Origin of the sequence: Rhizobium leguminosarum (assembly GCF_004123835.1) — a bacterium.
In the GTDB taxonomy this organism is placed as follows: Bacteria; Pseudomonadota; Alphaproteobacteria; order Rhizobiales; family Rhizobiaceae; genus Rhizobium; species Rhizobium leguminosarum_M.
Map to the genome: position 1 here is coordinate 476,171 of NZ_MZMU01000003.1, position 26,335 is coordinate 502,505.

Below are 26,335 nucleotides of genomic sequence, written 5' to 3' on the forward strand. Positions count from 1 at the left end.
CGGAGCTTGCGTGTGCCTTGTAGCAGCCATGCAACTCCGCAACAGTATTTGCTGCGAACGGCCTTGAATTGCTTCAAAAGCCTGTCCTCCGAAAGGCTTATTAACCTTCAAGCAAGGAATTAACCATAAACATTGATGTACACGTCGGAATGGGAAGATGCACTCGTTCCCACCAGGCATGACGCCGTCCCGCCGTACCGGGTTGATCCGGTATCCATCTCTTCAGACAGCTCCGAAACATAGCTGATCAGGGGGTTTCGATCCGCCGGTTGTAACCGGTGGCGAGGACCGTCTCCATGCTTCGCGTTCAACGGATGCTGCGCAAGTTTTTGGCCGGGCCTTCGCCCGGAAAGTGGTTGGGGACAGGCGTTGAGGCAGGACATGCCATCAGATCAGGCTCGTGGAGCGCAGGCAGGCAGCTTGCGCGACCGCCTGCGCTTTGCCGGTCTCGATGCCGACCAGTGCGAGCTGGTGCGCCGTAACCGGCCGGCGCTCGAAGCGCATCTGAAGGCAGGCCTCAGGGATCTCTTCCACAGGTTCCAGTCATTCCCCGACGCCTCGCGCAATTTCGAGAGCGAGCGCCAGGTCGAGCGCCTGCATGATCTGCAGTCCTCGCATTGGGACGTGCTGACGGATGCGCGGTTCGACAGCCTCTATGCCGAGCGCGTCAAGGTTCTCTCCGATACCGAAAGCAAGATGGGCCTCGACCCGCGCTGGCACGTGGCCGGCCATGGCGTCATGCTGGAGCATGTCGTTTCCGGTCTCGCCGAAGAGATCGCCGGCCGTCCGCTGCTGCCGTCGGCCAAGCGCCGCACCCGCGAAATCTCCGATCTGATGACGGCGATCATCCGCATCGTCATGGTCGATGTGGAAATTGCCGTCTCGCTCCGCTTCAACGCGCTGCGCGCCGGGGAGCAGCGTGCGCTTGCCGACCAGCGCGCCGACAACGAGGCCGAGATCGCCCGGATCTTCGGCGATGTCATCGACGGTCTTTCCGCACGCGACCTGACGCGACGCGCGCCCGTCGACGGCGATGGCGCCTATGGCGGCATCGCCGCGGCGCTGAACAGCGCGTTGGACGGCCTGCAGGCCGAGTTCACCGCCATCACCGAGCGCACGGTCAAGGCCGAAGCGGCAACAGGCTCGCTTGCCGGCCTGTCGCGGCAGTTCGCCGGCACGGCTTCCGGTCAGGCCGATCGGCTGCAGCTTTCCGCGGAAGCCCTTGCCGGCATTGCCGGCAGTGTGCGCGACGGCGCTGCCGACAGCCGCGCTGCCGAACAGGCGGCCGCCACGACGCGCGCCGCCGCCGAGGAAAGCGGCGAGGTCGTCGGACGCGCGATCAGCGCCATGGCCGATATCGAGCAGTCGGCCGAAAAGATCGGCCAGATCATCGGCGCGATCGACGAGATCGCCTTCCAGACCAATCTTCTGGCGCTGAATGCCGGCATCGAGGCCGCCCGCGCCGGCGATTCCGGCCGCGGTTTTGCCGTCGTCGCCCAGGAAGTCCGCGCCCTTGCCCAGCGTTCGGCCGAAGCCGCCCGCGAGATCAAGACCCTGGTGACGACGACCAAGGCGCAGGTCGATGCCGGCGTGCAGATGGTCGGCCGCACACAGGATTCGATCGGCAGCATCGTGCGTCAGGTCACCGACATCAACGCCGCCATCGCCGGTATCGCCGCCCGAATCGGCGAACATGCCGCAAGCCTCGACAGCGTGACAGCCGACGTCAAGGGCCTGGGTCACGAGGTGGCCGATAGCGCCGGCCTTGCGGAGCGCTCGGCCGAAGGCGCCGACCACCTCCACACCGTCATTCTCGAGCTCGGCCAGACGATTCGCGAATTCCGCATCGCCCGGGAAAACGCCACTGCCGGTCGCCCGGCCCCGGTGCGCGTGACACCGCCGCGCGCCCTTGAGGGCGCTACCCGCTCGGCACCGGCCGTGGACGAATACGAAAACGACGATTTTGGCCTTCCGCAAGCGTTCGCAAGCGTCGGAGGTGGGCGGAATGTTTACTAACCTATCGGATGATTGCCTCAGCTCGTCTTTTCGGGCCGGGGACAAGGGGACAAGGAAAAGCTGATGGCAGCAAAGAAGAGTGGCAAGACGCTGGACTTGACGGCGGTGCTCGACCTCAACGAGGCTTCCGCCTTGCGCGATAAACTCCTCTCTCTCCGGGGTAGCGGTCTTTCGATAGACGCTTCCGGCGTCGAACGGATCGGTGCTCTTTGCGCCCAGGTTCTGATGTCCGCCGAGAAGACCTGGGAGCAGGACAAGCAGCCGTTCACCTTCTCCAAGGTGTCCGACGCATTTCAGAAAACCATGCAACTGGTTGGCGTCAATATTGACCACCTGCTTGCCAAGGAGATTCGGCAATGAAGAAAAAAGTGCTGACCGTGGATGATTCCCGCACCATCCGAAACATGCTTCTCGTGACGCTCAACAATGCCGGCTTCGAGACGATCCAGGCGGAAGACGGCATCGAGGGCCTCGAGGTTCTCGAAGAGTCCAATCCTGACGTCATCGTGACGGACATCAACATGCCGCGCCTCGATGGTTTCGGCTTCATCGAAGGTGTCCGCCGCAACGAGAAATATCGGGCGATCCCGATCCTGGTCCTGACCACCGAAAGCGACGCGGAGAAGAAGAACCGCGCCCGCCAGGCCGGTGCCACGGGCTGGATCGTCAAGCCTTTCGACCCGGCCAAGCTGATCGATGCCATTGAGCGTGTAACCGCTTAACCCAGGATTTGCTCCTATGGATATGAACGAAATCAAAGAGATCTTTTTCCAGGAGTGCGAGGAACAGCTCGCCGAGTTGGAATCCGGTCTTCTGAAAATGAATGATGGCGATCGCGATCCGGAAACCGTCAATGCGGTGTTCCGTGCGGTGCATTCGATCAAGGGTGGCGCCGGCGCCTTCGGCCTTGACGATCTGGTCGCCTTCGCCCATGTTTTCGAGACCACTCTCGATTGCGTTCGATCCAACAAGCTTGAGCCGAACCAGGACGTGCTGAAGGTGATGCTGAAGTCGGCCGACGTGCTCGCCGACCTGACAAATGCTGCGCGCGACGGCGGCAGCGTCGATGAAAGCCGCAGCCGCGGCCTCGTCAAGGAGCTCGAGGCGCTGGCCAACGGCGAATTGCCGTCTCCCTCTGCGTCAGCCGAGGCGCCTGCGCCGAAGGCCGCCGCAAAGGCTGCTCCGGCCGCTCCGGCGCCGACCCCCAAGCCGACTGACGACAGCGGCTTCCAGCCGGTCCCCTTTTCCTTCGACGATTTTGGCGGCGAAGGCGATGCGGGTGGCATGCCGGCTTATGAAGTCATCTTCAAGCCGCGCTACGAACTCTATTCCAAGGGCAATGACGCCACCCTGCTGCTGCGTGATCTCTCGCGCCTCGGCGAAATGACCATCTATTGCAATACGGATGACCTGCCGGGCCTCGAGGAACTCGATCCGGAAGGCGCTTATTTCTTCTGGAACGTCACGATCAAGACGGACAAGGGCGAGGACGCCATCCGCACCGTCTTCGAATTCGCCGAGTGGGATTGCGAACTGACGGTGAAGCCGGTCGAAGAAGCAAGGGCCGACGCGACCAGCAACGACGAACTGCCGATGGTGCCGGTTCCCTTCGATCTATCGATCCTCGACGAAACGGGCGCAATGGAAGAGGTTTCCGCCTCAGACGCGCGGGCTGAGGCGACGGCCGCAGCCGTTGCTGCCGCCGAGACCGCCTCCAACGTCACGCAGATGGCCGCAGCCGCCGCCCGTGTCGAGAAGAAGGAATCGGCAGCCGCCGCAGCGGCCGCTGCAAGTGCTGCCGCCCAGAACAATGCCGCCGGTGCCGGCCAGACGATCCGCGTCGATCTCGACCGTGTCGACCGCCTCATCAACCTCGTCGGCGAATTGGTCATCAACCAGGCGATGCTGTCGCAGAGCGTCATCGAGAACGACACGACCGGCACCTCCTCGATCAATATGGGCCTCGAGGAGCTGCAGCAGCTCACCCGCGAGATCCAGGACTCGGTCATGGCGATCCGCGCGCAGCCGGTGAAGCCGGTGTTCCAGCGGATGTCGCGTATCGTCCGCGAAATCGCCGACATGACCGGCAAATCGATCCGCCTGATCACCGAAGGTGAAAACACCGAAGTCGACAAGACGGTCATCGACAAGCTGGCTGAACCGCTGACCCACATGATCCGCAACGCTGTCGACCACGGCATCGAAACGCCCGAAAAGCGTGCAGCCGCCGGCAAGAACACCGAAGGCACGGTCCGCCTGACCGCCAAGCATCGTTCGGGACGCATCCTGATCGAGCTTGCCGACGACGGCGCCGGCATTAACCGCGAGAAGGTCCGCCAGAAGGCGATCGACAACGACCTCATCCCGGCCGATGCCAACCTGTCGGACGAGGAAATCGACAACCTGATCTTCCTGCCGGGTTTCTCGACGGCCGACAAGATCTCCGACATTTCAGGCCGCGGCGTCGGCATGGACGTCGTCAAGCGTTCGATCCAGGCGCTCGGCGGCCGTATCAACATCACCTCGAAGCCGGGCCACGGCTCGGTCTTCACCATGAGCCTGCCGCTGACGCTCGCCGTCCTCGACGGCATGGTGGTCACCGTCGCCGGCCAGACGCTGGTCGTGCCGCTGACGGCGATCGTCGAAACCTTGCAGCCGGAAGCGGCCGCGATCCACTCCTTCGGTGCGAACCACCGGCTGATCTCGATCCGCAACTCGTTCTGCCCGCTCGTCGATGTCGGCCGTATCCTGAACTTCCGCGCGACCCAGGCCAATCCGGTCGAGGGCGTGGCGCTTCTGGTGGAATCCGAAGGCGGCGGCCAGCGCGCCCTGATGGTCGACGCCATCCAGGGTCAGCGCCAGGTGGTCATCAAGAGCTTGGAAGCGAACTACACCCATGTCCCGGGCATTGCCGCCGCCACCATTCTCGGTGACGGGCGCGTGGCGCTCATCCTCGATGTCGACGCGGTTGTGGGCGCCTCGCGCGGCCAGTCGCTCAAAGCAGAAATGTCGTTAGCAGCGGTAGGATAAGGGAATGTCGTACGCCGTAAAAAATCTGAACGAGGGGGATCGCGAGCTGATCGCGTTCCGCATCGGGGATCAGGAATTTTGCGTGAACATCATGTCGGTTCGTGAGATCCGCGGCTGGACCCCGGCGACCGCGATGCCGCATTCGCCTGGCTATATGCTGGGTGTCATCAACCTGCGCGGCGCGGTGCTGCCGATCATCGATCTTGCGGCCCGGCTCGGGATGAAGCCGGCCGATCCGACGGCCCGTCATGTCATCATCGTCGCCCAGGTCCGGCGCAAGGTCGTCGGCCTCCTGGTCGACGCCGTCTCCGATATCCTGACGGTGACCAACGAAACCGTCCAGCCGACGCCCGAAATCTCCTCCGAGCTCGAGCGCCAATTTGCCCGCGGCATTCTCGCCATCGAGAAGCGCATGATCTGCCTGATCGAACTCGAATCCCTCTTTCCCGAGACCGAAAGCGAAGCCGCATGAATGTAATGGGCGCAAAAGATCAAAGGCAGGGATCCGACGAGGTCCTGGCAAGCGGAGAATATCCGCTGACGCGCCGCGACCTCACCGAGATCGCCGCGATGATCTATTCGGATGCCGGAATCTTCCTCAACGAGACGAAGGCGTCGCTCGTCTATTCGCGCCTGTCGAAGCATATCCGCAATCTCGGTCTCTCCGGCTTCCGGGAATATTGCGACCTCGTCGCTTCGCCGGCCGGTGCCGCGCCGCGCCGCGAGATGCTCTCGCATCTGACGACCAATTTTACCCGCTTCTTCCGCGAAAACCACCATTTCGACCATCTGCGCGACCATGTCCTGCCGGAGCTTCTGCAGCGGGCGAGATCGGGCGGCAGGGTGCGCATCTGGTCGGCCGCCTCCTCCGACGGGCAGGAACCCTATTCGATCGCGCTGACGGTGCTGTCGCTGATGCCGAATGTCGCGGATTACGACTTCAAGATCCTGGCAACCGACATCGATCCGAAGATCCTCGCGATCGCCCGGGCCGGCGCCTATGACGAAAATGCGCTCGAAACCGTGTCGCCGGCCATGCGCAAGCAATGGTTCAGCGAAGTCGAGGTGCAGGGCCGCCGGAAGTTCCAGGTCGACGACCGCGTCAAGCGGCTGATCACCTACAACGAGCTGAACCTGATGGCGCAATGGCCGTTCAAGGGCAAGTTCGACGTCATCTTCTGCCGCAACGTTGTCATCTATTTTGACGAGCCGACGCAGATGAAGATCTGGCAGCGTTTCGCCGGTCTGCTGCCGGAAGGCGGTCATCTCTACATCGGCCATTCCGAGCGCGTGTCCGGCGAGGCAAAACACGTCTTCGACAATATCGGCATCACGACCTATCGCTATACGGCGAAAGGTCTCGGGAGGAAGGCATGAGCGCTCCGGCAAGAGTTCTCGTTGTTGACGACTCGCCGACGATGCGGGGCCTGATCACCGCCGTGCTGAGTTCCGACCCCGAGGTCAATGTCATCGGCCAGGCCGGCGACGCGCTGGAAGCGCGCGAGGCGATCAAGCGGCTGAACCCCGACGTCCTGACGCTCGACATCGAGATGCCGAACATGAACGGCCTCGATTTCCTCGAAAAGATCATGACGCTGCGTCCGATGCCGGTGATCATGGTATCCACAATGACCCATCGCGGCGCCGAGGCGACGCTTGCGGCGCTGGAGATCGGCGCCTTCGACTGCGTCGGCAAGCCAGCGCCGGGCGAACTTAGGCCTTTCGGCGACCTCGCCGAGAAGGTCAAGGCCGCCGCGCGCACGCAACGCCAGTATTCCCAGCCCGTCGCCGCCGTCGCGCCACCACCCTCGGTCGCCGACTTCCGTGTCGGCCGCAAGATCGTCGCAATCGGCTCGTCGACCGGCGGCGTCGAGGCGCTGATCGCCGTGCTGCAGAAATTTCCGGCGAATTGCCCGCCGACGGTCATCACCCAGCATATGCCGCCGACCTTCACCAAAAGCTTCGCCGAACGGCTGAACCGCCTCTGTGCGCCGGTGGTGCAGGAAGCGACCGACGGTGCCCGGCTCGAAATCGGCAAGATCTATCTGGCGCCCGGCGGCGAGCGTCACCTGCAGGTCAGCGGTGCCTCGGCGCCGTGCTGCCGTCTCATTGACCGCGCGCCGGTCAACGGTCACCGCCCCTCGGTGGACGTGCTATTCGATTCGGTCGCGGAACTGGCGGGCCGTAATGCCGTCGGCGTGATTTTGACCGGAATGGGCCGCGATGGCGCCGCCGGATTGTTGAAAATGCGCCACGCCGGCGCCAGAACGCTCGGCCAGAACGAAAAAACCTGTGTCGTTTACGGAATGCCAAGGGTTGCTCACGAACTTGGCGCCGTTGAGCAGCAGCTGCCGCTGTCTGCCATCGGTGAAGAAATATTGAAAATGACAGCCGCCCGAAAGGAAGGGACCGAATAAATGTCGCTCGCGGAGAAAATCAAAGTTCTGATCGTCGACGATCAGGTAACGAGCCGGTTGCTGCTCAGCGACGCGCTGACCCAGCTCGGTTTCAAGCAGATCACGTCGGCTGGTGACGGTGAGCAGGGCATGAAGATCATGGCCGAGCAGCCGCACCATCTGGTGATCTCGGACTTCAACATGCCGAAGATGGATGGCATCGGCTTCCTTCAGGCGGTGCGCACCAACCCGAACACCAAGAAGGCGGCCTTCATCATCCTGACCGCCCAGGGTGACCGCGCACTGGTGCAGAAGGCGGCCCAGCTCGGCGCCAACAACGTGCTCGCCAAGCCGTTCACGATCGAGAAGATGAAAGCGGCCATCGAAGCGGTGTTTGGAGCCCTGAAATGATCACTGAGGGGGCAGCCCGCCGCGTGCACATCATTCAGGGCGAGTACAAGGTTCTGAACGATCCGAATGCGGTCCTCTCGACCATTCTCGGTTCGTGCGTGGCTGCGTGCCTCAGAGATCCTGTCGCCGGTGTCGGCGGCATGAACCACTTTCTGTTGCCCGGTTCGGCGACGTCGCCGACATCAGGCGGCGATGCCACGCGCTACGGCGTGCATCTGATGGAACTGCTGATCAACGGTCTTCTGAAGCAGGGCGCCCGGCGCGACCGGCTGGAGGCAAAGATCTTCGGCGGTGCGAAGACGATCTCGACATTCTCCAATGTCGGTGAGCAGAACGCGGCCTTCGCCGTGCAGTTCCTCAGGGATGAAGGCATTCCGGTGGTCGGTTCCTCGACCGGCGGAGAGCATGGACGCAAGCTTGAATATTGGCCGGTCTCCGGTCGTGCCCGGCAATACCCCCTGACCGGCGCCGAAACCCAGAGAACCGTCGCTCTCGAGCAGCGCCCCGCCGCTCCGCAGAAGCCCGTCGAAACCAGTATCGAATTTTTTTGATGGCGAGGATTTTCATATGACATTTACCCAGATGATGGAGCCGCCTGCGCCTGTCGAAGCGCTGAGCGACATCCTGATGCGCATCGTGTCCGAACTGCACGATGTCGCCTATCTCATCGAGCGCATCGAGCCGCAGCTTCTCGACCTCGGCGGCGCCGAAATCCTGAACTCGCCGGATGCTATGAAGGTCATGCAGGGCATCGATCTGGCCGTGCAGAAATCACGCGGCCTTGCCGAATTCATCGACACCATCACCGGCGAAATCCCGCACGGCTGGGCAGTCGACGTCGCAACCGCGCTCAGCCTCGTCAAGCTGGCGGAGATGCAGAAGGCATTGGGCGGCGCCACACGCCACGGCCATTCCCAGCCATTGAGCAAGGCAGCCGGCGACTTCGATTTCTTCTAGAACGTCTCCGTTTTTCTCCGAGTCACGGAAACGCTCTCTCTTTGTTCTTGCGCAATTCCGGACGCAAAACCGCTGCGCACTTTTGCTGGAATTACTTTAGGCCTTTTCGCTCCGGCACGCTCTCACGAAACGCTCGCACAAGTTTCGCCGACTATTCGTCTGATGAGGCAATAAGCCTGCTTGTCTTTGACGGATCGTGCGAGAACAGAATGAATCTGTTAAATCAATTAGTTCAGATCTTTAAGAACTTCGGTTCCCTGGGCCGAACACGCCTGATGATTCTCGGAGGCGTCGGTGCCGTTTCCATTGCAATCGTCCTTGCGGCCGCCCTTTTCGTCAACAAGCCGGCACAGGAAACGCTCTATGTCGGTCTCGATTCGCCGGATCTCAACCAGATCAGCATGGCGCTTGCCGAAGCCAACATCAATTTCCAGGTCGGCACGGATGGCTCCAGCATCAGCGTTCCCGCGGGGATGACGGGCAAGGCCCGCTTGATGCTTGCCGAGCGCGGCCTGCCGAACAGCGCCAATGCCGGTTATGAACTCTTCGACAATGTCGGCTCCCTCGGCCTGACCTCCTTCATGCAGGAGGTGACGCGGGTTCGAGCGCTGGAAGGCGAGATCGCCCGTACCATCCAGTCGATCTCGGGCATAACAGCCGCGCGCGTCCATATCGTCATGCCGGAGGTTGGAAACTTCCGGAAGGCGGAGCAGAAACCAACCGCATCCGTCATGATTCGCGCAAGCGCCACCACCGGGCGCAGTGCAGCGACCTCGATCCGCCACCTCGTCGCCTCGGCCGTGCCGGGGCTCGACGTCGATGACGTGACCATCCTCGATTCCGCCGGCCAGCTGCTCGCTTCCGGCGACGAGGCGAGCAACAGCTCGCTGAACCGCTCGCTCAACATCGTCCAGAACGTTCAGCAGGAAGTCGAATCCAACATCGACAAGGCGCTGGCACCCTTCCTCGGCATGGACAACTTCCGCTCCAGCGTCACCGCCGATCTCAACACCGACGCCCAGCAGATCCAGGAAACGACCTACGATCCCGAATCCAAGGTCGAACGCTCGGTCCGCTCGACGAAGGAAGCTCAGCAGTCGCAGCAGAAGCAGTCCGATAGCGCGACGACGGTCGAGCAGAACATTCCTCAGGCGGCTCCCGAGGCCGGCGGTTCCGCCGGGCCTGAATCGCAAGACAAGTCCGACAAGCGCGAAGAGCAGACCAACTACGAAATCAACAGCAAGACGACGGCGACGACCCGCAGCAGCTACAAGGTCGAAAAGCTTTCGATCGCCGTGGTGGTCAACAAGGGCCGCATCGCCAAGATGGTTGGCGAGCCCGCCGACCAGACCAAGGTCGATGCCTATCTTGCCGAAATGCAGAAGATCGTCGCTTCGGCGGCCGGCATCGACGCCAAGCGCGGCGACGTCGTCACCGTGACGGCCATGGACTTCCTCGAGAACCAGTTGCTCGAAGACGCCACCGGCGGTGTCCGCGTCATGGACATGCTGAGCCGCAACCTTGCCGGCATCATCAACTCGCTCGCCTTTGTCGCGGTCGCCTTCGTGGTGGTCTGGATGGGCCTGCGGCCTCTGGTGCGCAGCATCAGCGGCAACGGCAGCTCCGCGGCTTTCGGCGACGCGACGCCGGAAGCGGCTGGCCTCGAGCTTCCGGACTTCGCGCCTGCATCGGGAGCACCCGGCGGCGCTCTCATGGACGGCTTCGGGTCCGACTTCGGCTTCGACAGTACCGAGGACCTGCTCAGCCTCGGCGACGACGATGGAAACTTCAATCGTCGCGTCAAGGAAGGCCCGGAACGCAAGCTTTCCCGTATGGTCGAGATCAACGAGGAACGCGCCGCGAAAATCCTCAGGAAATGGGCGATCGACGAAGCAGCGTAAAGGAAAGGCCGGGCAACCGGCCTTTTTTCATGTCGGTACCGAAGCTCGATTCCCTGACCGCTGTTTGTTGAAAAGCCGTGACTGGAGATGCGAGAGACTCGGGGCATGACAATCAGGGGCGGGAATTCGAACAAGACCATAGACCCGACCGCATCGAAATGCGGCTGTAGGGCGATATGATGAGATGGACTCGCGTAAAACGCGAAGCAAGTTGCGATACCGCCAGAATCACCTTAGCCTCCCTATATCTTGAAGGCTGGAACGAGCGGTCGAATCAGTGCATTGGCGACAGCGAAAGTAAATCCCTAGAAGTCGGAGATGGTGATTTGCATCGACTGGCTTACCCTTGGGTGATTCGAAATGGGATTCGAGCGGGACTTGAATTGAATCCCTTGCAGAAAAATTGCTGTTGCACCGAGTTCGATCGTTTCTCAGCCGCAGGACATTGCCAATGGATATGAATGTAATTCAGGCGAGCAAAGGCGAGAGGCATATGGCGAATTTCGCGAGTGCGGTGGTGCCGGATCTGTTGCCGCGCGATGAGCTTCTCCAGCGCCTCCACGGTGTCGCCAGCACCGGCAGGTTGCAGTCTGGTCTGCGCGCACTGACGGACTACGTGGGTGCTTCGCACTACCTTCTGGCACGCTGTGATCTCCTCCAGGAAAGTGGCCTCGATTTCATCGTTTCGTCGGACTGGCCTTTCGATCTGGTCAGGGACATCGCCAATGATCTGGTCCGCGGCTATGCCCGGTCGACGGAGCTGGAAAAATGCATGCAGGTCTTCCAGCCGAATTTTGCTCTTCTGCCTGACAGTGCCGAGGTTCCGGATGGCGCCAGCCGCCAATATTGTTCTGTGACCTTCAATGTCGGCCGGTCACGGCTGGCCTTGATGTTCCTGTTCGGCGAGGGGTTCATCCTTTCGCCGGAGCGCCTGCGGGATGTAGGCCTGCTTGCAGGTTATGTCGCGAGCTTCCTGCGCTGCGGTGGTACGAAGGTCGATCGCGATTTCGAATTGACCGACCGCGAGCTGGAATGCCTGTTCTGGATCGCCGAGGGCAAGACCAGCGACGAGATCGCGATGATCCTCGGAATCTCCCGCAATACCATCAACAACTACATCACCAGCGTGATGCGCAAGACGGCGACCAAGACCCGGTCCGAGGCCATTGCCTTCGCCGTGCGCAATAATCTCGTATAGGGGGATCTATGGGCTATCCAGCAGGCAGGACGATGAGCAGCGCCGAGCAGCTGCGCACGGTGCGTGTGAACAGGATTACCAGCCGGTCCGATCTTTTTCCGCGGCTGATCGCGATGCAGAAGCTCGCCGACGCGCAAGGCTTCGCGATCTTCCGCGTCAGCGGCTCGGGCCTTCCGGCAAAGCAGCGGCTTGTCTGCGAGCTCGAGAACTGGGGATCTGCCAATGCCGGTTTCGGCAAGGCCTTCACGGATGCCTACGGCGATATTCTTCTCGACCATATCGAAAAGTCGCTGCTGCCGCTCTCATGGGCCGGCGGTTATGACCGTGCGGCACCCGGTCCGGCGGACTTCTCGCCGTTCATGACGCGATTGCAGGACGGTATTCTGCCTTTCTCCGGCCTTGCCTTTCCGGTGCGACTCGGCGCCGTCGGCAACGGTTTCATCCTTTTCACCGGCGATGAGATCGATCCTTCGAGCGATACCATCGTCGAGCTGCACGGTCGCTGCTGCCATATCATGATGGATCTGCTCTCGCTCGACGAACGCCGCGCGGCTGCCGCCGAGGCGCTCAGCGAACGCGAGATCGCCTGTCTGCAGCTTGCCGGCGACGGCCGCATCAGCGAAGAGATTGCCGACAAGCTCGGCCTGTCGGTGCACACCGTGAACGCCTATCTCGGTTCGGCGACCATCAAGCTCGATTCCGTCAATCGCATCCAGGCGATCGCCAAGGCGATTCGGCTTGGTTATATCAGCTGAACAGCGCAGTCCTTTACCGAGTTGCGCGTCTTTTCAGACGCGCAACGGACGTTGTAACGCTTTGAACTGTTGCCAAGGCGAATAAAGCTCGGTTGTCCTGAAAGAATCAGCCGGCCAGCGCCTGCGGCGGCTGGTTGACGCTGTAACGCGCTTCCCGAAGGCTCTTTTTGAGGAAGATGGTGTTCTCGTCCGGATCTGCCGAGGGCTCCTGGAAAGCGATATGGCTGATCTCGATGCCGGCATGATCTTCGGCAAGGGTGAGTTGTGCGTAGACGGTGACGCCGCGCGGCTTGATTTCCAGATCGAGAACGACTTCCGGCTTGCCGCCCCACTCCAGAGTATAGTTGCCGCCCAGGCCGAAATTCACCGTGCCCGGATGAAAGAAAAGCTCCGCCGCCGAAGCGACGAGATCGGAAAGATTGCCGTAATACTCGAAGCGCAGCAGTGAAATAAGGTCAGAAGCATCCAGAAGGCGCAGTTCAGTAGCGACCGGGCTGATCGCGTCTGCGAGGATCTTTTCACGCTGGGTAGAGTGGGGGCATTTTTTCATTCGGCTTATCTCACCCGTTTGTTCTTGGCGTCCGCAGCGTAGACCCGGTGGATGAGCTCCGCTACCGCCTTATAAAAGACTGACGGGATGACACTATCGATCGAGACTTGCGCAAACATGGAGCGCGCAAGTGGCGGATCTTCGAACACCGGTATGCCGTTCTTCTCGGCGATCTCCCTGATTTTGAGCGCAATCAGATCCTGACCCTTGGCCAGCACCACCGGCGCGTCGTTCTCTTCACGCACGTAACGCAGCGCCACCGCATAATGTGTCGGGTTTGCAATCACCAGCGTCGCGCGGTCCACGTTGGCGATCATGCGCCGGCGCGCCCGGTCGCGCATCAGCGAGCGCTGCCGGCTCTTGACGAAGGGATCGCCCTGCGCCTGCTTGTTTTCTTCCTTCACCTCGTGCCGCGTCATCTTCAACTCGGTGAACCAGTGATGGCGCGTCCAGAAAAGATCGGCGATCGCCACGATCGCCGTGGCGATCAGCACGACGATGATGATCTTGCGCATCGCCGCCATCATTCGCACGAGGATCGTCTGCGGATCGGAGAACATCGCGTCGATCGAGCCGAAATATTCGCTCCTGAGCACGAAGAACAGGATCACCCCGACGACGACCACCTTGAACAGCGATTTTCCGAATTCGACCAGGCCGGGCAGGCTGAAGAGCCGTGACCAGCCCTTGATCGGCGAGATACGCGAGGCCTGTGGGCGGATGCGCTCAAGCACCAGTGTCGGCAGATTCTGGAAGACGGAGGAGGCGACGCCGAACACCATGAACAGGATGAAGGCGGGCGCCACCAGCGCCGCACTTGCCCAGCCGATCCGGACGAACAGCGCCAGCACATCCGGCCCCGTCTCGATCTTCCACTGGTCGGGCTGTTCGAAGATGTCGCGCAGCGTTTCACTCATACGTCCGACGCTGTCGGGAAGGAAGAATACGAGGTAAATGAAGGTCGCGAGCATCGTCGCAAAGATCGAAAGTTCGCGCGAAGACGGCACGTTGCCCTTTTCCGCGGCATCGCTTTGCTTTTTCGCGGTTGGGGCTTCTGTTTTGCTGTCCTTGTCATCGTCTGCCAAGTCGCGGCCCTCTTCAAAGAAATAGGCCGCAGCTAATGCATGTCGCCCAAAAACGTGCAGCGGTTTTGGGATAATGACATGCATCAAAACAAAGACCTAAAGCGCGTCGCAGGAACCGAGTTCTATGCGACGCGCTTTAGAGCGCGGTCTGTTGCAGGAAGGGTAGTCGCCTGTGGCATGGCGATCAACAGCCGCCTTTCGGCATGCCGGATTTGTCAACAGTCTCGAGGTGCCGATGCATGTCGCCCGGAAGTGTGCAGCGGTTCCGGGATAACGACGTGCATAAAACAAGGAGCTAAAACCAGTCGCATGAATCAGTTCACTGCGACGCGTTTTAGGCGGCCGCCGAAGCGTCGCCTTCCTTTTCCTTGAGCTCGATCTGGCCGGAATTGGCCAGCCGAATCGCTTCCTGCGCCACGGCGCGGCGGGCAATCGCGATCTCGCGCGGATTGACGCCGCCCATGCCGCTCTGCAGATCCGATTCGATCATGCGGCGCTGGCGTGGGCTGATGGCGGAGAGAACCGATTCGCGGATCTCGGGGGGCGACCCGCGCAGCGCGACGGTGAGCACGTCCGTCGAGATGTCGTTCAGCAGCATGACGCGGCTGCGCTGCGGCATGTACATGAGGTCCTCGAACAGGAAGATCTTCGGGCGAACCTTGTTGACCGACTCGCGGCTGATCGATTCGAGCGAGCTGAGCAGCGTGTCGACCTGCGGCTTGTCGAGCTCGTTCATGAGATCGGCGACCTTCGTCGAGCCGGCTGCATTGCGCTCTGCCTCGACCTCGGCAAGCAGCGTCATGACCTGGTTTTCGATGATCTGCGCAGCCTTCGGGCTGACCGCCTTCATGTTGACCGTTCTGTTCATGATGTCGGCGCGGCGGTTGTCGGGAAGCTGCAGCAGCACCTTGGCGCCGAAGGAGGAGGGCATCATCGAAAGAATATAGGCGACGGTCTGCGGATGCTCGCGCAGCAGGAACTGTGCGACGAACGTCGGCTCCGCCTCGCTGAGGCGATCCCAGATCGAGGTTTCGTAGGCCTGGAATGCGGTGCGGCGGCCGAGCAGGCTGTCGACCTCGTCGGGCGTCAGGCCTTCTTCAAGAATGGCCTCGATCGCCTTGGCGTTGTCCATCAGTCCGGCGCCCTCGGTGAAGAGGTCTTCGAACTCGGAGACGAGCAACTGGAGCTCGTCCGGCGGAATGGCGCGCAGCGACTGGGCGGATGAGATAATGGTCTGCAGTTCGGCTTGGGTGAAATATTTCAACAGCCGGCCGGCGACGCCCTTTCCCATAGCGAGAAGAACAGCCGCCGCCTTTTCAGCCTGGGTCAACGGTTTCCCGGCTAGTGCGCCGCCGAAATCGTCAAAGTCCATCATGGTCTAACCTCTCCGTCCCACACAGGGATCAGGCTTTTTTCGTACTCAAAACTTCAATCAGTTTCACACCGAATCGCGTGTCGTCGTTATCAAGCACCGTAATTTCGCCACGTGCAATCCTGCGGCCATTCACCATGATCTCGACCGGTTCACCGATCTTCTTGTCGAGGGCGATGGTCGCCCCTTCATTGAGGTTCATCAGGCCGGAGACCTGCATGCGGCTGGTGCCGAGCATGATCTGGACGTCGATCGGGATGTCCATGATCAGGTCGAAGTTGGAATTCAAAGCGCTGCCGAGCGGGGCCGGCGACGCCTCGAAGGAGGGGCTGCTGCCGAAATCCATGCCGGCCGCCGGGCTGGCATCGCCGCCGCCGAAGTCGCCGCCGAAATCGTCGCTGCCAAACGGGGTTTCCGAAGTCTCGCCGCCAAAGGCCGCCAGGTCCGTTCCTGCTGCGAAGGGGTCGTCCTGCAGGTCGTCACCAAACTGCGACAGGTCGCCATCGGCATCCTGCTTCAGCACGCCGCGCAGATCGTCGATCGCCTGGTCGAGATCCGCTTCGCTACCCGGAAGATCCAGGGAGAGGTCGCTGTTCTGCTGTGTTTTCTTCGTAGCCATGAAATCACTATTCCAGTTGAAACTTGCCTCAAACTGCCTTTGCAGCCCAAAAGCCAGAGAACCGATTAATTCATTAAATGACGGATGAGTTCGTCATCCGAGTTCATCGTATCCTTGACGCGGACCATGTAGTTTTCGCCTGAACGCCCGAACTCGCACACATACAATTCCTTGCTGTTGGCGCTGACCTCGACGCGCACGTCGCCGTGGTCGCGGAACGGAATGACGTCGCCGACCATCAGCTTCGATATCGTGCGCAGCGTCAGGTCCTGCAGCCTGATCTTGGCCTCGAGCGTGACATGTGAGCGGCGGACCTGGTCGCCGAGCTGTTCGGTCCATTCCGCTGAGTTGCTGCTGGCCTGGCGTTTCGGCTTCGGCGGCGTCACCTTGGTCTTGAGCAGTGCCGTCTGCGGAACGATCAACGAAAATTCCGAAACGATGCCGGCAAGCGTGATCGACATGTTGATGGCGGCCGCGAATTCATCCGGACGATCCTCCTGAGGCCGGGCGCGCATGTCATGGGCGTACGGGGCCGAAAGGCTCGGTTCGAAACCGCCCGGCGCGTTGACGGCCGAGCGCAGCACCTTTGCGATCTTGTCGAAGACCATGACCGCCAGATCGAGCTCGATGATCGACAGCAGCCGGTCGGCCGGTTCCTCGATCGTATCGGCTGTGGCGCCGAGCAGATGCTCCATCAGCGTGATGACGAAGCCGTTGCCGCAGGCAAGCGTGATGTTCTGCGACCAGTTGCGCAGCGTCGCGTCGACGAGTGTGACGTTCGCGCTCAGGTCCTCGATCAGATGGTTCTTGTAGCCGATCTCGCAGCCGAGATAGTTGACCGTCACGTCGAGGCCGGTCTCGCTTTTAATGACGTCGGGAAAGAATTCGCTGTAGATTTCCCCGAAGGAGCTGCAGATCTTGGCGACCCTGCCTCTGTCGCCAAGCCCGCCTGTCAGCTTGGCGAGGAGGGCAGGATCCATTGCCGGTTTGTCGTGCGAAGCATTGCTCATAGTCATTTAAGCCGCCTTGTTTTCGCCACCTGGGTTCATCATTTCCTGCTCGACCGCATCGATGGACGGACGCTCGTAAGCCGAGATCGTCTTGCGACCGTATTCGAGAGCGACCTGCGGTACCGAGCCGTTCATATAGGCAAGCAGCGTCTGCTTGACGATGACGTAGAGGCGGTGCTGCTTGTTGCGCACGACCTTGATCTGGGAGACCAGCGGCGAGCAGACGCAGTAGGACAAGAGAATGCCGAGGAAGGTGCCGACGAGCGCCGAGCCGATCAGGTGACCGAGCACTTCGGGCGAATCGTTGATGTGGGCCATCGCTTTGATGACGCCGAGAACGGCCGCGACGATACCGATCGCCGGGAAGGAATCGCCCATGATCTGGATCGCGTGGTAGGGCTTCATCTTGTCGTGCATGATGGTGTTGAGCTCTTCATCCATCAGCGCCTCGATCTCGTGGCTGCGGGCGTTGCCGATGATGATCAGGCGCACGTAGTCGCAGATGAACGCCGTCAGTTCCTTGTTCTTCAAAACGGTCGGAGCCGATTGAAAGATCGTCGATTCGGCCGGATTGTCGATATGGGCTTCGATTTCGTTTCGCGACTTGGTGCGCAGGTCGCGCATCAGCGAATAGAGCACGCCGAGCGTATCGAGATAGTTACGTTCCTTCGGCACGGCATGCTTGAAGGCTTCGCCGAGCGCCTTGCCGGAATCCTTCACCACCTTCATCGGGTTCGCCATGATGAAGCTGCCGAGACCGGCGCCACCGATGATGACGAATTCGAAGGGCTGGAACAGAGCGTTCACGTCGCCGCCCATCGCCATGAAGCTGCCGATGACACAGCCGCAAGTCACTATAAATCCGATAATGATGTTCATCGTCAGCCCAATCTGAACGTTGCTTTTCATTGAGACCGATAGGGTTTCTGCCTTGCGTGAGGCTGATGAAAGGCCCGCTCGCGAGGCATTTCCGCGTGCCAGCTTCGCGCAAGCATCTGCCGTCAGTCTAAAGGAGACGAATGGGTGCCCGCGCCCGTTTCTGAGATGCCGCCTCAGCGAAATCCCGGCCGAACCACATAAGACGACGCCCGGCCTTTCGTTCCGTTCATCGCCAATGCTTGGAGCTTACCGACATGCAATCCGGTCTTTATGTTTCTCTGTCGTCGCAGATGGCCCTCGAAAAGCGTCTGACCACCATCGCAGACAACATGGCGAACGTGAACACGACCGGTTTTCGCGCCACCGAGGTGAAGTTCGACGAGATGGTGGCGGCCACCAAGAACAAGCTGAACACCAAGGTCGCCTTCGTTTCCCAGGGCAACGACTACCTGAACGAGGGAAATGGCGAGTTGCAGCACACCGGCAACATGCTCGATTTCGCCGTCAAGGGTGATGCCTGGTTTGCGCTCGACACGCCGGCCGGCCGGGTTCTGACGCGGGATGGCCGCTTTACGATCAAGGATACCGGCGAACTCGTCTCGATTCGCGGATACCCGGTTCTTGACGCCGGCGGCGCACCGATCCAGCTCAACACGACAGGCGGTGAGCCGGCCGTCGGCACCGACGGCATCATCTATCAGGGCGGCCGCCAGATCGGCTCGCTCGGCCTGTTCGAGGCCGATGTCAGCAAGGGTTACCTGCGCTACGAAAACAGCGGCATCATGACCACCGACCAGCCGCGCGCCGTCGTCGACCGCTTCAATGTCGGTGTCGAGCAGGGTTATCTCGAAAACTCCAACGTCAACGCCATGCGCGAGATCACCCAGCTGATCGAAGTCAACCGCGCCTTCGAAAGCGTCTCGTCGCTGATGCGCGACAGCGAGGATTCTTTCAAGGAAGCCGTTCAGACGCTTGGGGGCAGCCGCTAATGCATGTCGCCCAAAAGTGTCCGGCGGTTTTGGGAGAACGACATGCACAAGAACAAAGATCCAAAATACGTCGCATGCAGCAAGCTGCACGCGACGTATTTTAGGGTGGGATTTGAAGCATGAGCACCACGCTACTATCAGTGGACGGTCTTTCTCCGAGGCTGGCGCATCTGGCGGACCTCGTCGACCGATACGCATCGCCGGAGTTCGCAGTTGCCCATGGAGGCCGCGTGCAGACCATCGCTGCCGGCCACTACACGGTTCACGGTCTCTCCCGCCATGTTCGTCTCGGCGAGTTCGTGGCCCATAAATCGGCCACCGGCATCCATCTCGGCGAGGTCGTGCGCGTCGAGCCGGAACTGATCTATGTCTGCCCGATCGAACCCGGCGAACCGATCGGCATCCACGATACCGTCATCCGCAAGGGCGCCTTCCGCATTTCACCGACGGACAGCTGGTGCGGGCGCACCGTCAACTCGCTCTGCGAGCCGATCGACGGGCTGGGCCCGATCACCGAGGGCCTCGATCGCCGCTCGATCTCCAATACCGCGCCGCCCTCGATGACCCGCAAGCGTGTCGAGACCGGCTTCAAGACCGGCGTGCGCGCGATCGACATCTTCTCGCCGCTCTGCCTCGGCCAGCGCCTCGGCATCTTCGCCGGTTCCGGCGTCGGCAAGTCGACGCTTCTGTCCATGCTCGCCCGCGCCGATGCCTTCGACAAGGTTGTCATTGCGCTCGTCGGCGAACGTGGCCGCGAAGTGCGCGAATTCATCGAGGATACGCTCGGCAGCAATATGAAGAAGGCGATTGCCGTCGTCGCCACCAGCGACGAGAGCCCGATGCTGCGCAAAATGGCGCCGCTGACGGCGGTCACCATCGCCGAGCATTTCCGCGACAAGGGCGAGAACGTCCTCTTCATCGTCGATAGCGTCACGCGTTTCGCCCATGCGATCCGCGAGGTGGCGACCGCCTCCGGCGAGCCGCCGATCGCGCGCGGTTATCCCGCCTCCGTCTTCACCGAGCTGCCGCGCCTCTTGGAACGCGCCGGTCCCGGTCCCGAGGGCGCCGGCACCATCACGGCGATCATCTCGATCCTCGTCGACGGCGACAATCACAATGACCCGATCGCCGATTCGACCCGCGGCATCCTCGACGGACATATCGTCCTGCAGCGCAGTCTCGCCGAAGAAGGGCGATATCCCCCGATCGATCCGCTCGCCTCGATCTCACGTCTTGCCCGCAAGGCCTGGACGCCGGATCAGGAAAAGCTGGTATCGCGGCTGAAGGTGTTGATCCATCGTTTCGAAGAGACGCGCGACCTGCGCATGATCGGCGGTTACCGTCAGGGTGCTGATCCCGATCTCGACATGGCGATCAAGCAGGTGCCGATTATTTACGACGTTCTGAAGCAGTCTCCGGGCGATCGTGTCTCGCTCGACGCTTTCGCCGATCTCGCCGGCGCGCTCAAGGCTGCAGCCGGCATGGGCAATCAGGGCGCCCCTATTCAGAGGAGAGGCTAGACGTGGCTGATTTCGACGACGAACGTATCGCTTCCCTGAAGCAGCGCAGGAAAGCCGCCATCCTGGATCGGTTTCTGACCTTCTCCGGCCTGGCGCTTGCCGGCGCCTCCGCCTTCTTTCCCTGGTACGTCTTCTTCAACGCGGACAAATTCGGCATCAATGTCGCCGCCAGCGAGAATTCGCGTGAACTGCCGGATTGGCCGGCCCGCAACGTCTTCAGCGTCTCGCCGCTTGCCATGGTCAACAAGAACGAGGCGGACAAGAAGGCCCCGCCGATCGATCCGCTGACGACGGCGACGGTCTCCGATCTCGGCAAGGAGCGCGATGGCCGCGCCATACAGGAAGATCAGCCTTTCCCCGGCAAATCTTCCTTCCGCCTGCTGCATGTTTCCAACGGCCGGGCGCTGATCGAGGATCCCTCGGGCATGTATGTGGTGCGCATCGGCTCGATCCTGCCCGACGAAAGCCGCCTTGCGACACTCGAGCAGCGCGATGGCAAATGGGTGATCGTCACCTCCAAAGGCGAGATCTACCAGAACAATTGAACCTGTCCGTAAACGCCGAAGGCAACAGGGGCTCCGCCGCGAACCGGCCGGAGCCCCTTTTTTCTGCGCGATCCTTAGATCGATTCCGATTTATGGAATGACGCAGCAATTCAAAGAGTTACAACGCCCTTGCGCGTCCGAAAGACGCGCGGCGCTGTCATCGCGGCGGCCTTCGCCGAAAACCGCCTCGCGCCTGAATTCCCGTAAGTCCCACGCAAGATTACCGCACTAGGTTCGGGACAGTAAAAACGGAGAGTTCTCATGCAACCGATCCAACTTTTCGACTTGGCTTCGCGGCAGGCGGAATGGCTGACGATCCGTCAGCAGGTTGTTGCCGGCAACATCGCGAATGCCAATACCCCGAAGTTCCATGCCAAGGACGTTACGCCCTTTGATGCGGTGCTCGACAATTCCAATATCAACATGGCGCGCACCAATCCGGCGCATCTCAGCGGCAACGATTTCAGCGACAGCGGCGATATCGACATCAAGGACGCCGCACTCGACCAGGAAATCGGCGTCCAGGAATCCGGCAATACGGTCGGTTTGGCCGAGGAGCTCTCCAAGTCGGGCGATATCAAGCGCCAGTACGATCTGAACACCTCGCTGGTCAGTTCCTTCAACCGCATGATGTTGATGACGGTCAGGAGGTAAAGTCATGGATCCGCTTTCAGCAGCAATGAAAATCGCCGGTTCCGGGCTCGAGGCGCAGTCGACGCGCCTGCGCATCGTTTCGGAAAACATCGCCAATGCTCGCTCGACCGGCGACACGCCCGGCGCCGACCCCTATCGCCGCAAGACGATCACCTTCGGCCAGCAGATGGATCGCAGCAACGGCGTCGAGACTGTCGGCGTCAAGAAGGTCGGCGTCGACGAAGGCGACTTCAGCACTGAATTCGACCCCAGCAATCCAGCTGCGGACCAGAAGGGCGTCGTCAAACTGCCGAACGTCAATATCCTGGTCGAAATGGCCGACATGCGCGAAGCCAACCGCTCGTATGACGCCAATCTGCAGACCATCAAACAGACCCGCGATCTCATCTCCTCCACGATCGACCTCCTGAAGAGCCAATAAAAATGATCAGCAGCGTCCAGAATGTCAGCAACCTTTCGATGACCCGTGCGCTCGGCGCCGTCGACACCGAAAATTCCGCCTCGTCGTCTGCCGCCACCATGCCGGGCGCCGCAGGTGCGGCCAACGGCATGAGCTTCGCCTCCGTCATGGGCAACATGGCGAGCGACGCGGTCAGCAGCCTGAAGGGTGCGGAAAGCATGTCCTTTGCCGGTATCAAGGGCACGGCGACGACGCGTGAAGTCGTCGATTCCATGCTCCAGGCCGAGCAGACGCTGCAGACCGCGATTGCCATCCGCGACAAGGTCGTCTCGGCCTTTCTCGAAGTCACCAAGATGCAGATGTAACTGATTTGAGGACGAACACATGAGAGCGCTCGCCATCGCAGCAACGGGCATGGATGCCCAGCAGACCAATCTGGAAGTCATCGCGAACAACATCGCGAACATCAATACGACCGGTTTCAAGCGCGCCCGCGCCGAATTCTCGGATCTTCTCTACCAGACCGAACGTGCCAAGGGTGTCGCCAACCGCGCAAACCAGGCCGTCGTTCCGGAAGGTGCCAATATCGGCCTCGGCGTCCAGACCTCGGCGGTCCGCAACCTGCATCTCCAGGGCGAACTGACCCAGACCGGCAACGATCTCGACGTGGCGCTGATCGGCAAGGGCTTCTTCCAGATCCAGTCGACCGACGGTACGACGCTTTACAGCCGCGCCGGCGCCTTCAACAAGAACGACCAAGGCCAACTCGTCACCATCGACGGCTACGAGGTCCTTCCCGGCATCACCATTCCGACAGGCTCGACTGAACTGACGATCAGCCGCTCCGGCCAGGTTTCGGCCAAGCTGCCGGGAGCGACGGAGGCGACCGAGCTCGGCCAGTTGACGCTTGCGGACTTCGTCAACGAGGCGGGTCTCCAGCCGCTCGGCGACAATCTCTTCCAGGAAACGCCGGCCTCCGGCGAAGCCGTCATCGGCAATCCTGACGAGGAAGGTTTCGCCTACATGAAGCAGGGTTACCTGGAATCTTCGAATGTCGACCCGGTGAAGGAAATCACCGAGCTGATCTCGGCCCAGCGTGCTTACGAAATGAATTCCAAGGTGATCACCACCGCTGATGAAATGGCCTCCATCGTCAGCAAGAACCTGAAGTAAAGGGAAGGGCCGAAACATGATGTTTTGCCGGGCAGGACACATCTCAGGATGGGTGGCGGCAGCCACGATCGCAGTCGCGGGCATTTTCCTGCCCGCGGACGTGGATGCCGGCATGGGTTATGCCGTCGTCCCGACGACGATCATCTACCCCGGCGACACATTGTCGTCGAGCCAGCTTCAGGAGGTCGAGGTCACCAACCCCAACCTCGCCGGCGATTATGCCAAATCTATTTCTCAGGTCGAAGGCATGGTTTCCAAGCGCACGCTGTTGCCGGGCCGCACGATTTCGGTTTCGGGTCTGCGCGAGGCCTATACGGTGACGCGCGGCTCTTCGATCCGCTTGGTCTTATCGCTCGGCGCGATGACGATCTCCGCCGCCGGCACGCCGCTCGAAGACGGCACGATCGGGCAGGTCGTCCGCGCGCGCAATATGGACTCCGGCGTCATCGTCAGCGGCACGGTGCTTGCGGACGGCACGGTCCATGTGAGGGCAAAATGAAATTGTTTTTCCGTTTCGTCAGCCTTGTCGCGATTCTCGCCATGAGTCTGGCTGATGTCGCGCCCGCCTGGGCGCTGACCTCCCGCATCAAGGACATCGCCTCCCTTCAGGCCGGTCGCGACAACCAGCTGATCGGTTATGGCCTCATCGTCGGCCTGCAGGGAACCGGCGACGGCTTCCGCTCCTCGCCCTTCACCGAGCAGTCGATGCGGGCGATGCTGCAAAATCTCGGCATCTCGACGCAGGGCGGCCAGTCCAGCGCCAAGAACACGGCGGCCGTCATGGTCACCGCCAACCTGCCGCCCTTCGCAAGTCCCGGCAGCCGTATCGACGTTACGGTGAGCTCGCTCGGCGACGCGACGTCGCTGCGCGGCGGCACGCTCGTAATGACCTCGCTTTCCGGCGCCGACGGCCAGATCTACGCCGTTGCGCAGGGCGCTGTCATCGTCTCCGGTTTCCAGGCGCAGGGCCAGGCGGCGACCGTAACCGAAGGCGTCACCACCGCAGGCCGCGTGCCCGGCGGCGCGATCATCGAACGTGAACTGCCGTCCCGCTTCAAGGATTCGGTCAATCTCGTCCTGCAGCTGCGCAACCCCGACTTCTCGACGGCGATCCGCATCGCCGACATCGTCAACGGTTATGCCTCGGCGCGCTTCGGCGGCCCGGTCGCCGAAGCCAAGGATTCGCAGGAAGTCGTGATTCAGAAGCCGCGCGCGGCCGATCTCACCCGGCTGATGGCCGACGTCGAAAATCTCATCGTCGAAACCGATACGCCGGCCAAGGTGGTCATCAACGAGCGCACCGGAACGATCGTTATCGGCTCCGACGTCCGCGTCTCGCCGGTCGCCGTCAGCTACGGCACCCTGACGGTCCAGGTCACCGAGACGCCGCAGATCATCCAGCCCGAACCCTTCTCGCGCGGCCGGACCGCCGTCCAGCCGCAGACCGATATCGCGGCCGAGCAGACCGGCGGGCGCGTCGCCATCATCGATGGTCCAGATCTCAGGACCCTTGTCGCCGGCCTCAACAATATCGGTGTGAAACCGGATGGCATCATCGCCATTCTCCAGGGCATCAAGTCGGCAGGCGCCCTGCAGGCGGAGCTTGTGCTGCAATGATTGATATCATCAACCCTGACATGACGGTTCTGCAATTGCTGCGCCGGCTGGCTCTGCCGGCCGCAGGCCTCGTCCTTCTGTCGATTCCCAGCGCCTTCGCGCAGGAACATGCGCCGGCAGGCGACATCACCTCCCAGGATGAGATCAAGCAGTTCTGCACCAACATCGCCGAGCCCGCCCGCGACCAGCGTTACCTCCTGCAGAAGCAGGAATTGGAAAAGCTTCGCGCCGACATCGACGCCCGCATGGCGGAAATGGACAAGCGCAAGGCTGAATATCAGGACTGGCTGAAGCGGCGCGACGATTTCCTGAAGCAGGCGGAAGCCGGGCTCACCGAAATCTACAGGAAGATGAAGCCGGATGCGGCCGCACTTCAGTTGCAGGACATGAAGATCGAGGTGGCCTCTGCCGTGATCATGCGGCTCGGCCCGCGTCAGTCGAGCCTCATCCTCAACGAGATGGACCCTGAGAAGGCCGCGGTCATCGCCAGCGTCATCGCCAGTGCGTCCGATCCCAATACGTCGAAGGATCCTTCATGAATATGCGTTTCCCGGCCGCGATCGCCGCCCTCGCACTCCTTGCAGGTTGCCAGTCTCCGACGGCGGTCAGCGAGATCGGCCGTGCGCCTGCCATGAGCCCGATCGGCAGCGGCCTCGCCTACGGCCAGACGCCACAGATGGCGCTTTATCCGAAGCAGCCACGCGCCGTGGCGCAGGGCTATTCGCTGTGGAGCGATTCGCAGGCCGCCCTCTTCAAGGATGCGCGCGCGCTCAACGTCGGCGACATCCTGACCGTCGACATCCAGATCAACGACAAGGCCTCCTTCGACAACGAGACCAACCGCAGCCGCACGAATTCGAGCGGCATGAACTGGGACGTCAACGCCCAGATCTTCGGCTGGACGCCCGAGTCGAAGACCGACCTGACTTATGGCTCCGACACCAGCACCGACGGCAAGGGCAAGATCGAGCGCACCGACAAGCTCACCCTTCTGGTCGCCGCCGTCGTCACCGGCATTCTCGAAAACGGCAACCTCGTCATATCAGGCTCGCAGGAAGTTCGCCTGAACCAGGAGCTGCGCATCCTGAACGTCGCCGGTATCGTTCGTCCGCAGGACGTCAATGCCGACAACCAGATCTCCTACGACAAGATCGCCGAAGCCCGCATCTCCTACGGCGGCCGCGGCCGCCTGATGGAAGTGCAGCAGCCTCCGCGCGGCCAGCAGGCCGTCGATCTTTTCTCGCCGCTTTGAGGCTGA

The 26,335-nt window shown here is 61.4% G+C and carries 30 protein-coding genes; 24 read left to right on the plus strand and 6 right to left on the minus strand.

Going from position 1 to position 26,335, the window contains the following annotated elements; genetic code table 11:
* The first annotated feature begins 381 nt into the window (after positions 1 to 381).
* From B5P46_RS06080 to visR, 13 genes are all read left to right on the plus strand, one after another.
* Positions 382 to 2,016: a globin-coupled sensor protein gene (locus B5P46_RS06080; protein ID WP_129417920.1), complete on the plus strand. Its 1,635-nt coding sequence runs from the start codon at positions 382 to 384 to the stop codon at positions 2,014 to 2,016.
* A gap of 63 nt (positions 2,017 to 2,079) precedes the next feature.
* Positions 2,080 to 2,376 (plus strand): STAS domain-containing protein, encoded by a 297-nt coding sequence (locus B5P46_RS06085; RefSeq protein WP_003545491.1) that lies wholly within the window; start codon positions 2,080 to 2,082, stop codon positions 2,374 to 2,376.
* Positions 2,373 to 2,738: a chemotaxis response regulator CheY1 gene (cheY1, locus tag B5P46_RS06090; protein ID WP_003545492.1), complete on the plus strand. Its 366-nt coding sequence runs from the start codon at positions 2,373 to 2,375 to the stop codon at positions 2,736 to 2,738. Before B5P46_RS06085 ends, cheY1 begins: the two co-directional genes overlap by 4 nt.
* Positions 2,739 to 2,754: 16 nt before the next feature.
* Positions 2,755 to 5,046, plus strand: coding sequence for a chemotaxis protein CheA (locus tag B5P46_RS06095; protein ID WP_129417921.1), 2,292 nt, complete (start codon positions 2,755 to 2,757; stop codon positions 5,044 to 5,046).
* Between the two features lie 4 nt (positions 5,047 to 5,050).
* Complete coding sequence (locus tag B5P46_RS06100; protein WP_129417922.1) at positions 5,051 to 5,518, plus strand: chemotaxis protein CheW; 468 nt, start codon at positions 5,051 to 5,053, stop codon at positions 5,516 to 5,518.
* Positions 5,515 to 6,423 (plus strand): protein-glutamate O-methyltransferase CheR, encoded by a 909-nt coding sequence (gene cheR / locus B5P46_RS06105; RefSeq protein ID WP_129417923.1) that lies wholly within the window; start codon positions 5,515 to 5,517, stop codon positions 6,421 to 6,423. The genes B5P46_RS06100 and cheR overlap by 4 nt, the downstream gene beginning before the upstream one ends.
* On the plus strand, positions 6,420 to 7,463 hold the full coding sequence (gene cheB, locus B5P46_RS06110) for a protein-glutamate O-methylesterase CheB (protein WP_017958976.1): 1,044 nt from the start codon (positions 6,420 to 6,422) through the stop codon (positions 7,461 to 7,463). The genes cheR and cheB overlap by 4 nt, the downstream gene beginning before the upstream one ends.
* Positions 7,464 to 7,853 (plus strand): response regulator, encoded by a 390-nt coding sequence (locus tag B5P46_RS06115; RefSeq protein WP_003545503.1) that lies wholly within the window; start codon positions 7,464 to 7,466, stop codon positions 7,851 to 7,853.
* Positions 7,850 to 8,404, plus strand: a complete 555-nt coding sequence (gene cheD / locus B5P46_RS06120; protein ID WP_003545509.1) for a chemoreceptor glutamine deamidase CheD — start codon at positions 7,850 to 7,852, stop codon at positions 8,402 to 8,404. Before B5P46_RS06115 ends, cheD begins: the two co-directional genes overlap by 4 nt.
* Before the next feature lie 16 nt (positions 8,405 to 8,420).
* Positions 8,421 to 8,810: a chemotaxis protein CheT gene (gene cheT, locus B5P46_RS06125; protein WP_017958978.1), complete on the plus strand. Its 390-nt coding sequence runs from the start codon at positions 8,421 to 8,423 to the stop codon at positions 8,808 to 8,810.
* Positions 8,811 to 9,019: 209 nt separating this feature from the next.
* Positions 9,020 to 10,711 carry a flagellar basal-body MS-ring/collar protein FliF gene (gene fliF, locus B5P46_RS06130; RefSeq protein ID WP_129417924.1) on the plus strand — a complete coding sequence of 564 codons (1,692 nt, stop codon included), beginning with the start codon at positions 9,020 to 9,022 and terminating at the stop codon, positions 10,709 to 10,711.
* Between the two features lie 451 nt (positions 10,712 to 11,162).
* A complete protein-coding gene (gene visN, locus B5P46_RS06135; RefSeq protein WP_024320948.1) occupies positions 11,163 to 11,909 on the plus strand; it encodes a transcriptional regulator VisN in 747 nt (248 codons plus the stop codon).
* A gap of 8 nt (positions 11,910 to 11,917) precedes the next feature.
* Positions 11,918 to 12,664 (plus strand): transcriptional regulator VisR, encoded by a 747-nt coding sequence (gene visR, locus B5P46_RS06140; protein WP_129417925.1) that lies wholly within the window; start codon positions 11,918 to 11,920, stop codon positions 12,662 to 12,664.
* 106 nt (positions 12,665 to 12,770) lie between these two features.
* Here the strand turns inward: visR and B5P46_RS06145 are convergent, their stop codons facing one another.
* From B5P46_RS06145 to motA, 6 genes are all read right to left on the minus strand, one after another.
* On the minus strand, positions 12,771 to 13,214 hold the full coding sequence (locus B5P46_RS06145; protein WP_017958982.1) for a hypothetical protein: 444 nt from the start codon (positions 13,212 to 13,214) through the stop codon (positions 12,771 to 12,773).
* A gap of 5 nt (positions 13,215 to 13,219) precedes the next feature.
* Positions 13,220 to 14,299: a flagellar biosynthesis protein FlhB gene (flhB, locus tag B5P46_RS06150; protein WP_129417926.1), complete on the minus strand. Its 1,080-nt coding sequence runs from the start codon at positions 14,297 to 14,299 to the stop codon at positions 13,220 to 13,222.
* A gap of 334 nt (positions 14,300 to 14,633) precedes the next feature.
* A complete protein-coding gene (fliG, locus tag B5P46_RS06160; RefSeq protein ID WP_129417927.1) occupies positions 14,634 to 15,674 on the minus strand; it encodes a flagellar motor switch protein FliG in 1,041 nt (346 codons plus the stop codon).
* 28 nt (positions 15,675 to 15,702) lie between these two features.
* On the minus strand, positions 15,703 to 16,290 hold the full coding sequence (fliN, locus tag B5P46_RS06165) for a flagellar motor switch protein FliN (RefSeq protein ID WP_129417928.1): 588 nt from the start codon (positions 16,288 to 16,290) through the stop codon (positions 15,703 to 15,705).
* Between the two features lie 65 nt (positions 16,291 to 16,355).
* On the minus strand, positions 16,356 to 17,306 hold the full coding sequence (locus B5P46_RS06170) for a FliM/FliN family flagellar motor switch protein (RefSeq protein WP_003545522.1): 951 nt from the start codon (positions 17,304 to 17,306) through the stop codon (positions 16,356 to 16,358).
* Positions 17,307 to 18,179, minus strand: a complete 873-nt coding sequence (gene motA / locus B5P46_RS06175) for a flagellar motor stator protein MotA (RefSeq protein WP_011650470.1) — start codon at positions 18,177 to 18,179, stop codon at positions 17,307 to 17,309. It lies immediately after the preceding gene.
* A 254-nt stretch (positions 18,180 to 18,433) separates the two neighbouring features.
* On the opposite strand from motA, the gene flgF reads away from it, so the two are divergent.
* The 11 genes from flgF (at position 18,434) to flgH (ending at position 26,329) form a co-directional block, all read left to right on the plus strand.
* On the plus strand, positions 18,434 to 19,168 hold the full coding sequence (gene flgF / locus B5P46_RS06180; RefSeq protein ID WP_017958987.1) for a flagellar basal-body rod protein FlgF: 735 nt from the start codon (positions 18,434 to 18,436) through the stop codon (positions 19,166 to 19,168).
* Positions 19,169 to 19,287: 119 nt separating this feature from the next.
* On the plus strand, positions 19,288 to 20,688 hold the full coding sequence (gene fliI, locus B5P46_RS06185; protein ID WP_129417929.1) for a flagellar protein export ATPase FliI: 1,401 nt from the start codon (positions 19,288 to 19,290) through the stop codon (positions 20,686 to 20,688).
* A gap of 2 nt (positions 20,689 to 20,690) precedes the next feature.
* Positions 20,691 to 21,233, plus strand: coding sequence for a hypothetical protein (locus B5P46_RS06190; protein WP_020048479.1), 543 nt, complete (start codon positions 20,691 to 20,693; stop codon positions 21,231 to 21,233).
* 261 nt (positions 21,234 to 21,494) lie between these two features.
* Positions 21,495 to 21,887: a flagellar basal body rod protein FlgB gene (gene flgB / locus B5P46_RS06195; protein ID WP_129417930.1), complete on the plus strand. Its 393-nt coding sequence runs from the start codon at positions 21,495 to 21,497 to the stop codon at positions 21,885 to 21,887.
* 4 nt (positions 21,888 to 21,891) lie between these two features.
* Entirely contained in the window at positions 21,892 to 22,308 is a 417-nt protein-coding gene (flgC, locus tag B5P46_RS06200) for a flagellar basal body rod protein FlgC (RefSeq protein WP_003545531.1), read from the plus strand.
* A 2-nt stretch (positions 22,309 to 22,310) separates the two neighbouring features.
* Entirely contained in the window at positions 22,311 to 22,652 is a 342-nt protein-coding gene (locus B5P46_RS06205) for a flagellar hook-basal body complex protein FliE (protein ID WP_028734021.1), read from the plus strand.
* Positions 22,653 to 22,671: 19 nt separating this feature from the next.
* Entirely contained in the window at positions 22,672 to 23,460 is a 789-nt protein-coding gene (gene flgG, locus B5P46_RS06210) for a flagellar basal-body rod protein FlgG (RefSeq protein ID WP_003545534.1), read from the plus strand.
* A gap of 16 nt (positions 23,461 to 23,476) precedes the next feature.
* The gene (gene flgA / locus B5P46_RS06215; protein WP_003545535.1) at positions 23,477 to 23,959 is read left to right on the plus strand and encodes a flagellar basal body P-ring formation chaperone FlgA; all 483 of its coding nucleotides are present in this window, start codon (positions 23,477 to 23,479) and stop codon (positions 23,957 to 23,959) included.
* A complete protein-coding gene (locus B5P46_RS06220; RefSeq protein ID WP_129417931.1) occupies positions 23,956 to 25,077 on the plus strand; it encodes a flagellar basal body P-ring protein FlgI in 1,122 nt (373 codons plus the stop codon). The genes flgA and B5P46_RS06220 overlap by 4 nt, the downstream gene beginning before the upstream one ends.
* Complete coding sequence (locus B5P46_RS06225; protein WP_012756064.1) at positions 25,074 to 25,616, plus strand: MotE family protein; 543 nt, start codon at positions 25,074 to 25,076, stop codon at positions 25,614 to 25,616. The genes B5P46_RS06220 and B5P46_RS06225 overlap by 4 nt, the downstream gene beginning before the upstream one ends.
* Positions 25,613 to 26,329: a flagellar basal body L-ring protein FlgH gene (flgH, locus tag B5P46_RS06230; protein ID WP_011650477.1), complete on the plus strand. Its 717-nt coding sequence runs from the start codon at positions 25,613 to 25,615 to the stop codon at positions 26,327 to 26,329. The genes B5P46_RS06225 and flgH overlap by 4 nt, the downstream gene beginning before the upstream one ends.
* Positions 26,330 to 26,335 lie beyond the last annotated feature (6 nt).

What these genes read in the sequence shown, in the direction of transcription:
- cheD (WP_003545509.1), top strand. Translation starts at nt 7,850, where the DNA reads ATGATCACTGAGGGGGCAGCCCGCCGCGTGCACATCATTCAGGGCGAG.
- flgC (WP_003545531.1), top strand. Translation starts at nt 21,892, where the DNA reads ATGGATCCGCTTTCAGCAGCAATGAAAATCGCCGGTTCCGGGCTCGAG.
- flgB (WP_129417930.1), top strand. Translation starts at nt 21,495, where the DNA reads ATGCAACCGATCCAACTTTTCGACTTGGCTTCGCGGCAGGCGGAATGG.
- B5P46_RS06080 (WP_129417920.1), top strand. Translation starts at nt 382, where the DNA reads ATGCCATCAGATCAGGCTCGTGGAGCGCAGGCAGGCAGCTTGCGCGAC.
- fliG (WP_129417927.1), bottom strand. Translation starts at nt 15,674, where the DNA reads ATGATGGACTTTGACGATTTCGGCGGCGCACTAGCCGGGAAACCGTTG.
- cheY1 (WP_003545492.1), top strand. Translation starts at nt 2,373, where the DNA reads ATGAAGAAAAAAGTGCTGACCGTGGATGATTCCCGCACCATCCGAAAC.
- flgH (WP_011650477.1), top strand. Translation starts at nt 25,613, where the DNA reads ATGAATATGCGTTTCCCGGCCGCGATCGCCGCCCTCGCACTCCTTGCA.
- fliN (WP_129417928.1), bottom strand. Translation starts at nt 16,290, where the DNA reads ATGGCTACGAAGAAAACACAGCAGAACAGCGACCTCTCCCTGGATCTT.
- cheB (WP_017958976.1), top strand. Translation starts at nt 6,420, where the DNA reads ATGAGCGCTCCGGCAAGAGTTCTCGTTGTTGACGACTCGCCGACGATG.
- B5P46_RS06115 (WP_003545503.1), top strand. Translation starts at nt 7,464, where the DNA reads ATGTCGCTCGCGGAGAAAATCAAAGTTCTGATCGTCGACGATCAGGTA.
- B5P46_RS06205 (WP_028734021.1), top strand. Translation starts at nt 22,311, where the DNA reads ATGATCAGCAGCGTCCAGAATGTCAGCAACCTTTCGATGACCCGTGCG.
- B5P46_RS06170 (WP_003545522.1), bottom strand. Translation starts at nt 17,306, where the DNA reads ATGACTATGAGCAATGCTTCGCACGACAAACCGGCAATGGATCCTGCC.
- cheR (WP_129417923.1), top strand. Translation starts at nt 5,515, where the DNA reads ATGAATGTAATGGGCGCAAAAGATCAAAGGCAGGGATCCGACGAGGTC.
- visN (WP_024320948.1), top strand. Translation starts at nt 11,163, where the DNA reads ATGGATATGAATGTAATTCAGGCGAGCAAAGGCGAGAGGCATATGGCG.
- cheT (WP_017958978.1), top strand. Translation starts at nt 8,421, where the DNA reads ATGACATTTACCCAGATGATGGAGCCGCCTGCGCCTGTCGAAGCGCTG.
- B5P46_RS06220 (WP_129417931.1), top strand. Translation starts at nt 23,956, where the DNA reads ATGAAATTGTTTTTCCGTTTCGTCAGCCTTGTCGCGATTCTCGCCATG.
- flgG (WP_003545534.1), top strand. Translation starts at nt 22,672, where the DNA reads ATGAGAGCGCTCGCCATCGCAGCAACGGGCATGGATGCCCAGCAGACC.
- flgF (WP_017958987.1), top strand. Translation starts at nt 18,434, where the DNA reads ATGCAATCCGGTCTTTATGTTTCTCTGTCGTCGCAGATGGCCCTCGAA.
- fliI (WP_129417929.1), top strand. Translation starts at nt 19,288, where the DNA reads ATGAGCACCACGCTACTATCAGTGGACGGTCTTTCTCCGAGGCTGGCG.
- B5P46_RS06095 (WP_129417921.1), top strand. Translation starts at nt 2,755, where the DNA reads ATGGATATGAACGAAATCAAAGAGATCTTTTTCCAGGAGTGCGAGGAA.
- motA (WP_011650470.1), bottom strand. Translation starts at nt 18,179, where the DNA reads ATGAACATCATTATCGGATTTATAGTGACTTGCGGCTGTGTCATCGGC.
- visR (WP_129417925.1), top strand. Translation starts at nt 11,918, where the DNA reads ATGGGCTATCCAGCAGGCAGGACGATGAGCAGCGCCGAGCAGCTGCGC.
- B5P46_RS06225 (WP_012756064.1), top strand. Translation starts at nt 25,074, where the DNA reads ATGATTGATATCATCAACCCTGACATGACGGTTCTGCAATTGCTGCGC.
- fliF (WP_129417924.1), top strand. Translation starts at nt 9,020, where the DNA reads ATGAATCTGTTAAATCAATTAGTTCAGATCTTTAAGAACTTCGGTTCC.
- flgA (WP_003545535.1), top strand. Translation starts at nt 23,477, where the DNA reads ATGATGTTTTGCCGGGCAGGACACATCTCAGGATGGGTGGCGGCAGCC.
- B5P46_RS06100 (WP_129417922.1), top strand. Translation starts at nt 5,051, where the DNA reads ATGTCGTACGCCGTAAAAAATCTGAACGAGGGGGATCGCGAGCTGATC.
- B5P46_RS06085 (WP_003545491.1), top strand. Translation starts at nt 2,080, where the DNA reads ATGGCAGCAAAGAAGAGTGGCAAGACGCTGGACTTGACGGCGGTGCTC.
- B5P46_RS06145 (WP_017958982.1), bottom strand. Translation starts at nt 13,214, where the DNA reads ATGAAAAAATGCCCCCACTCTACCCAGCGTGAAAAGATCCTCGCAGAC.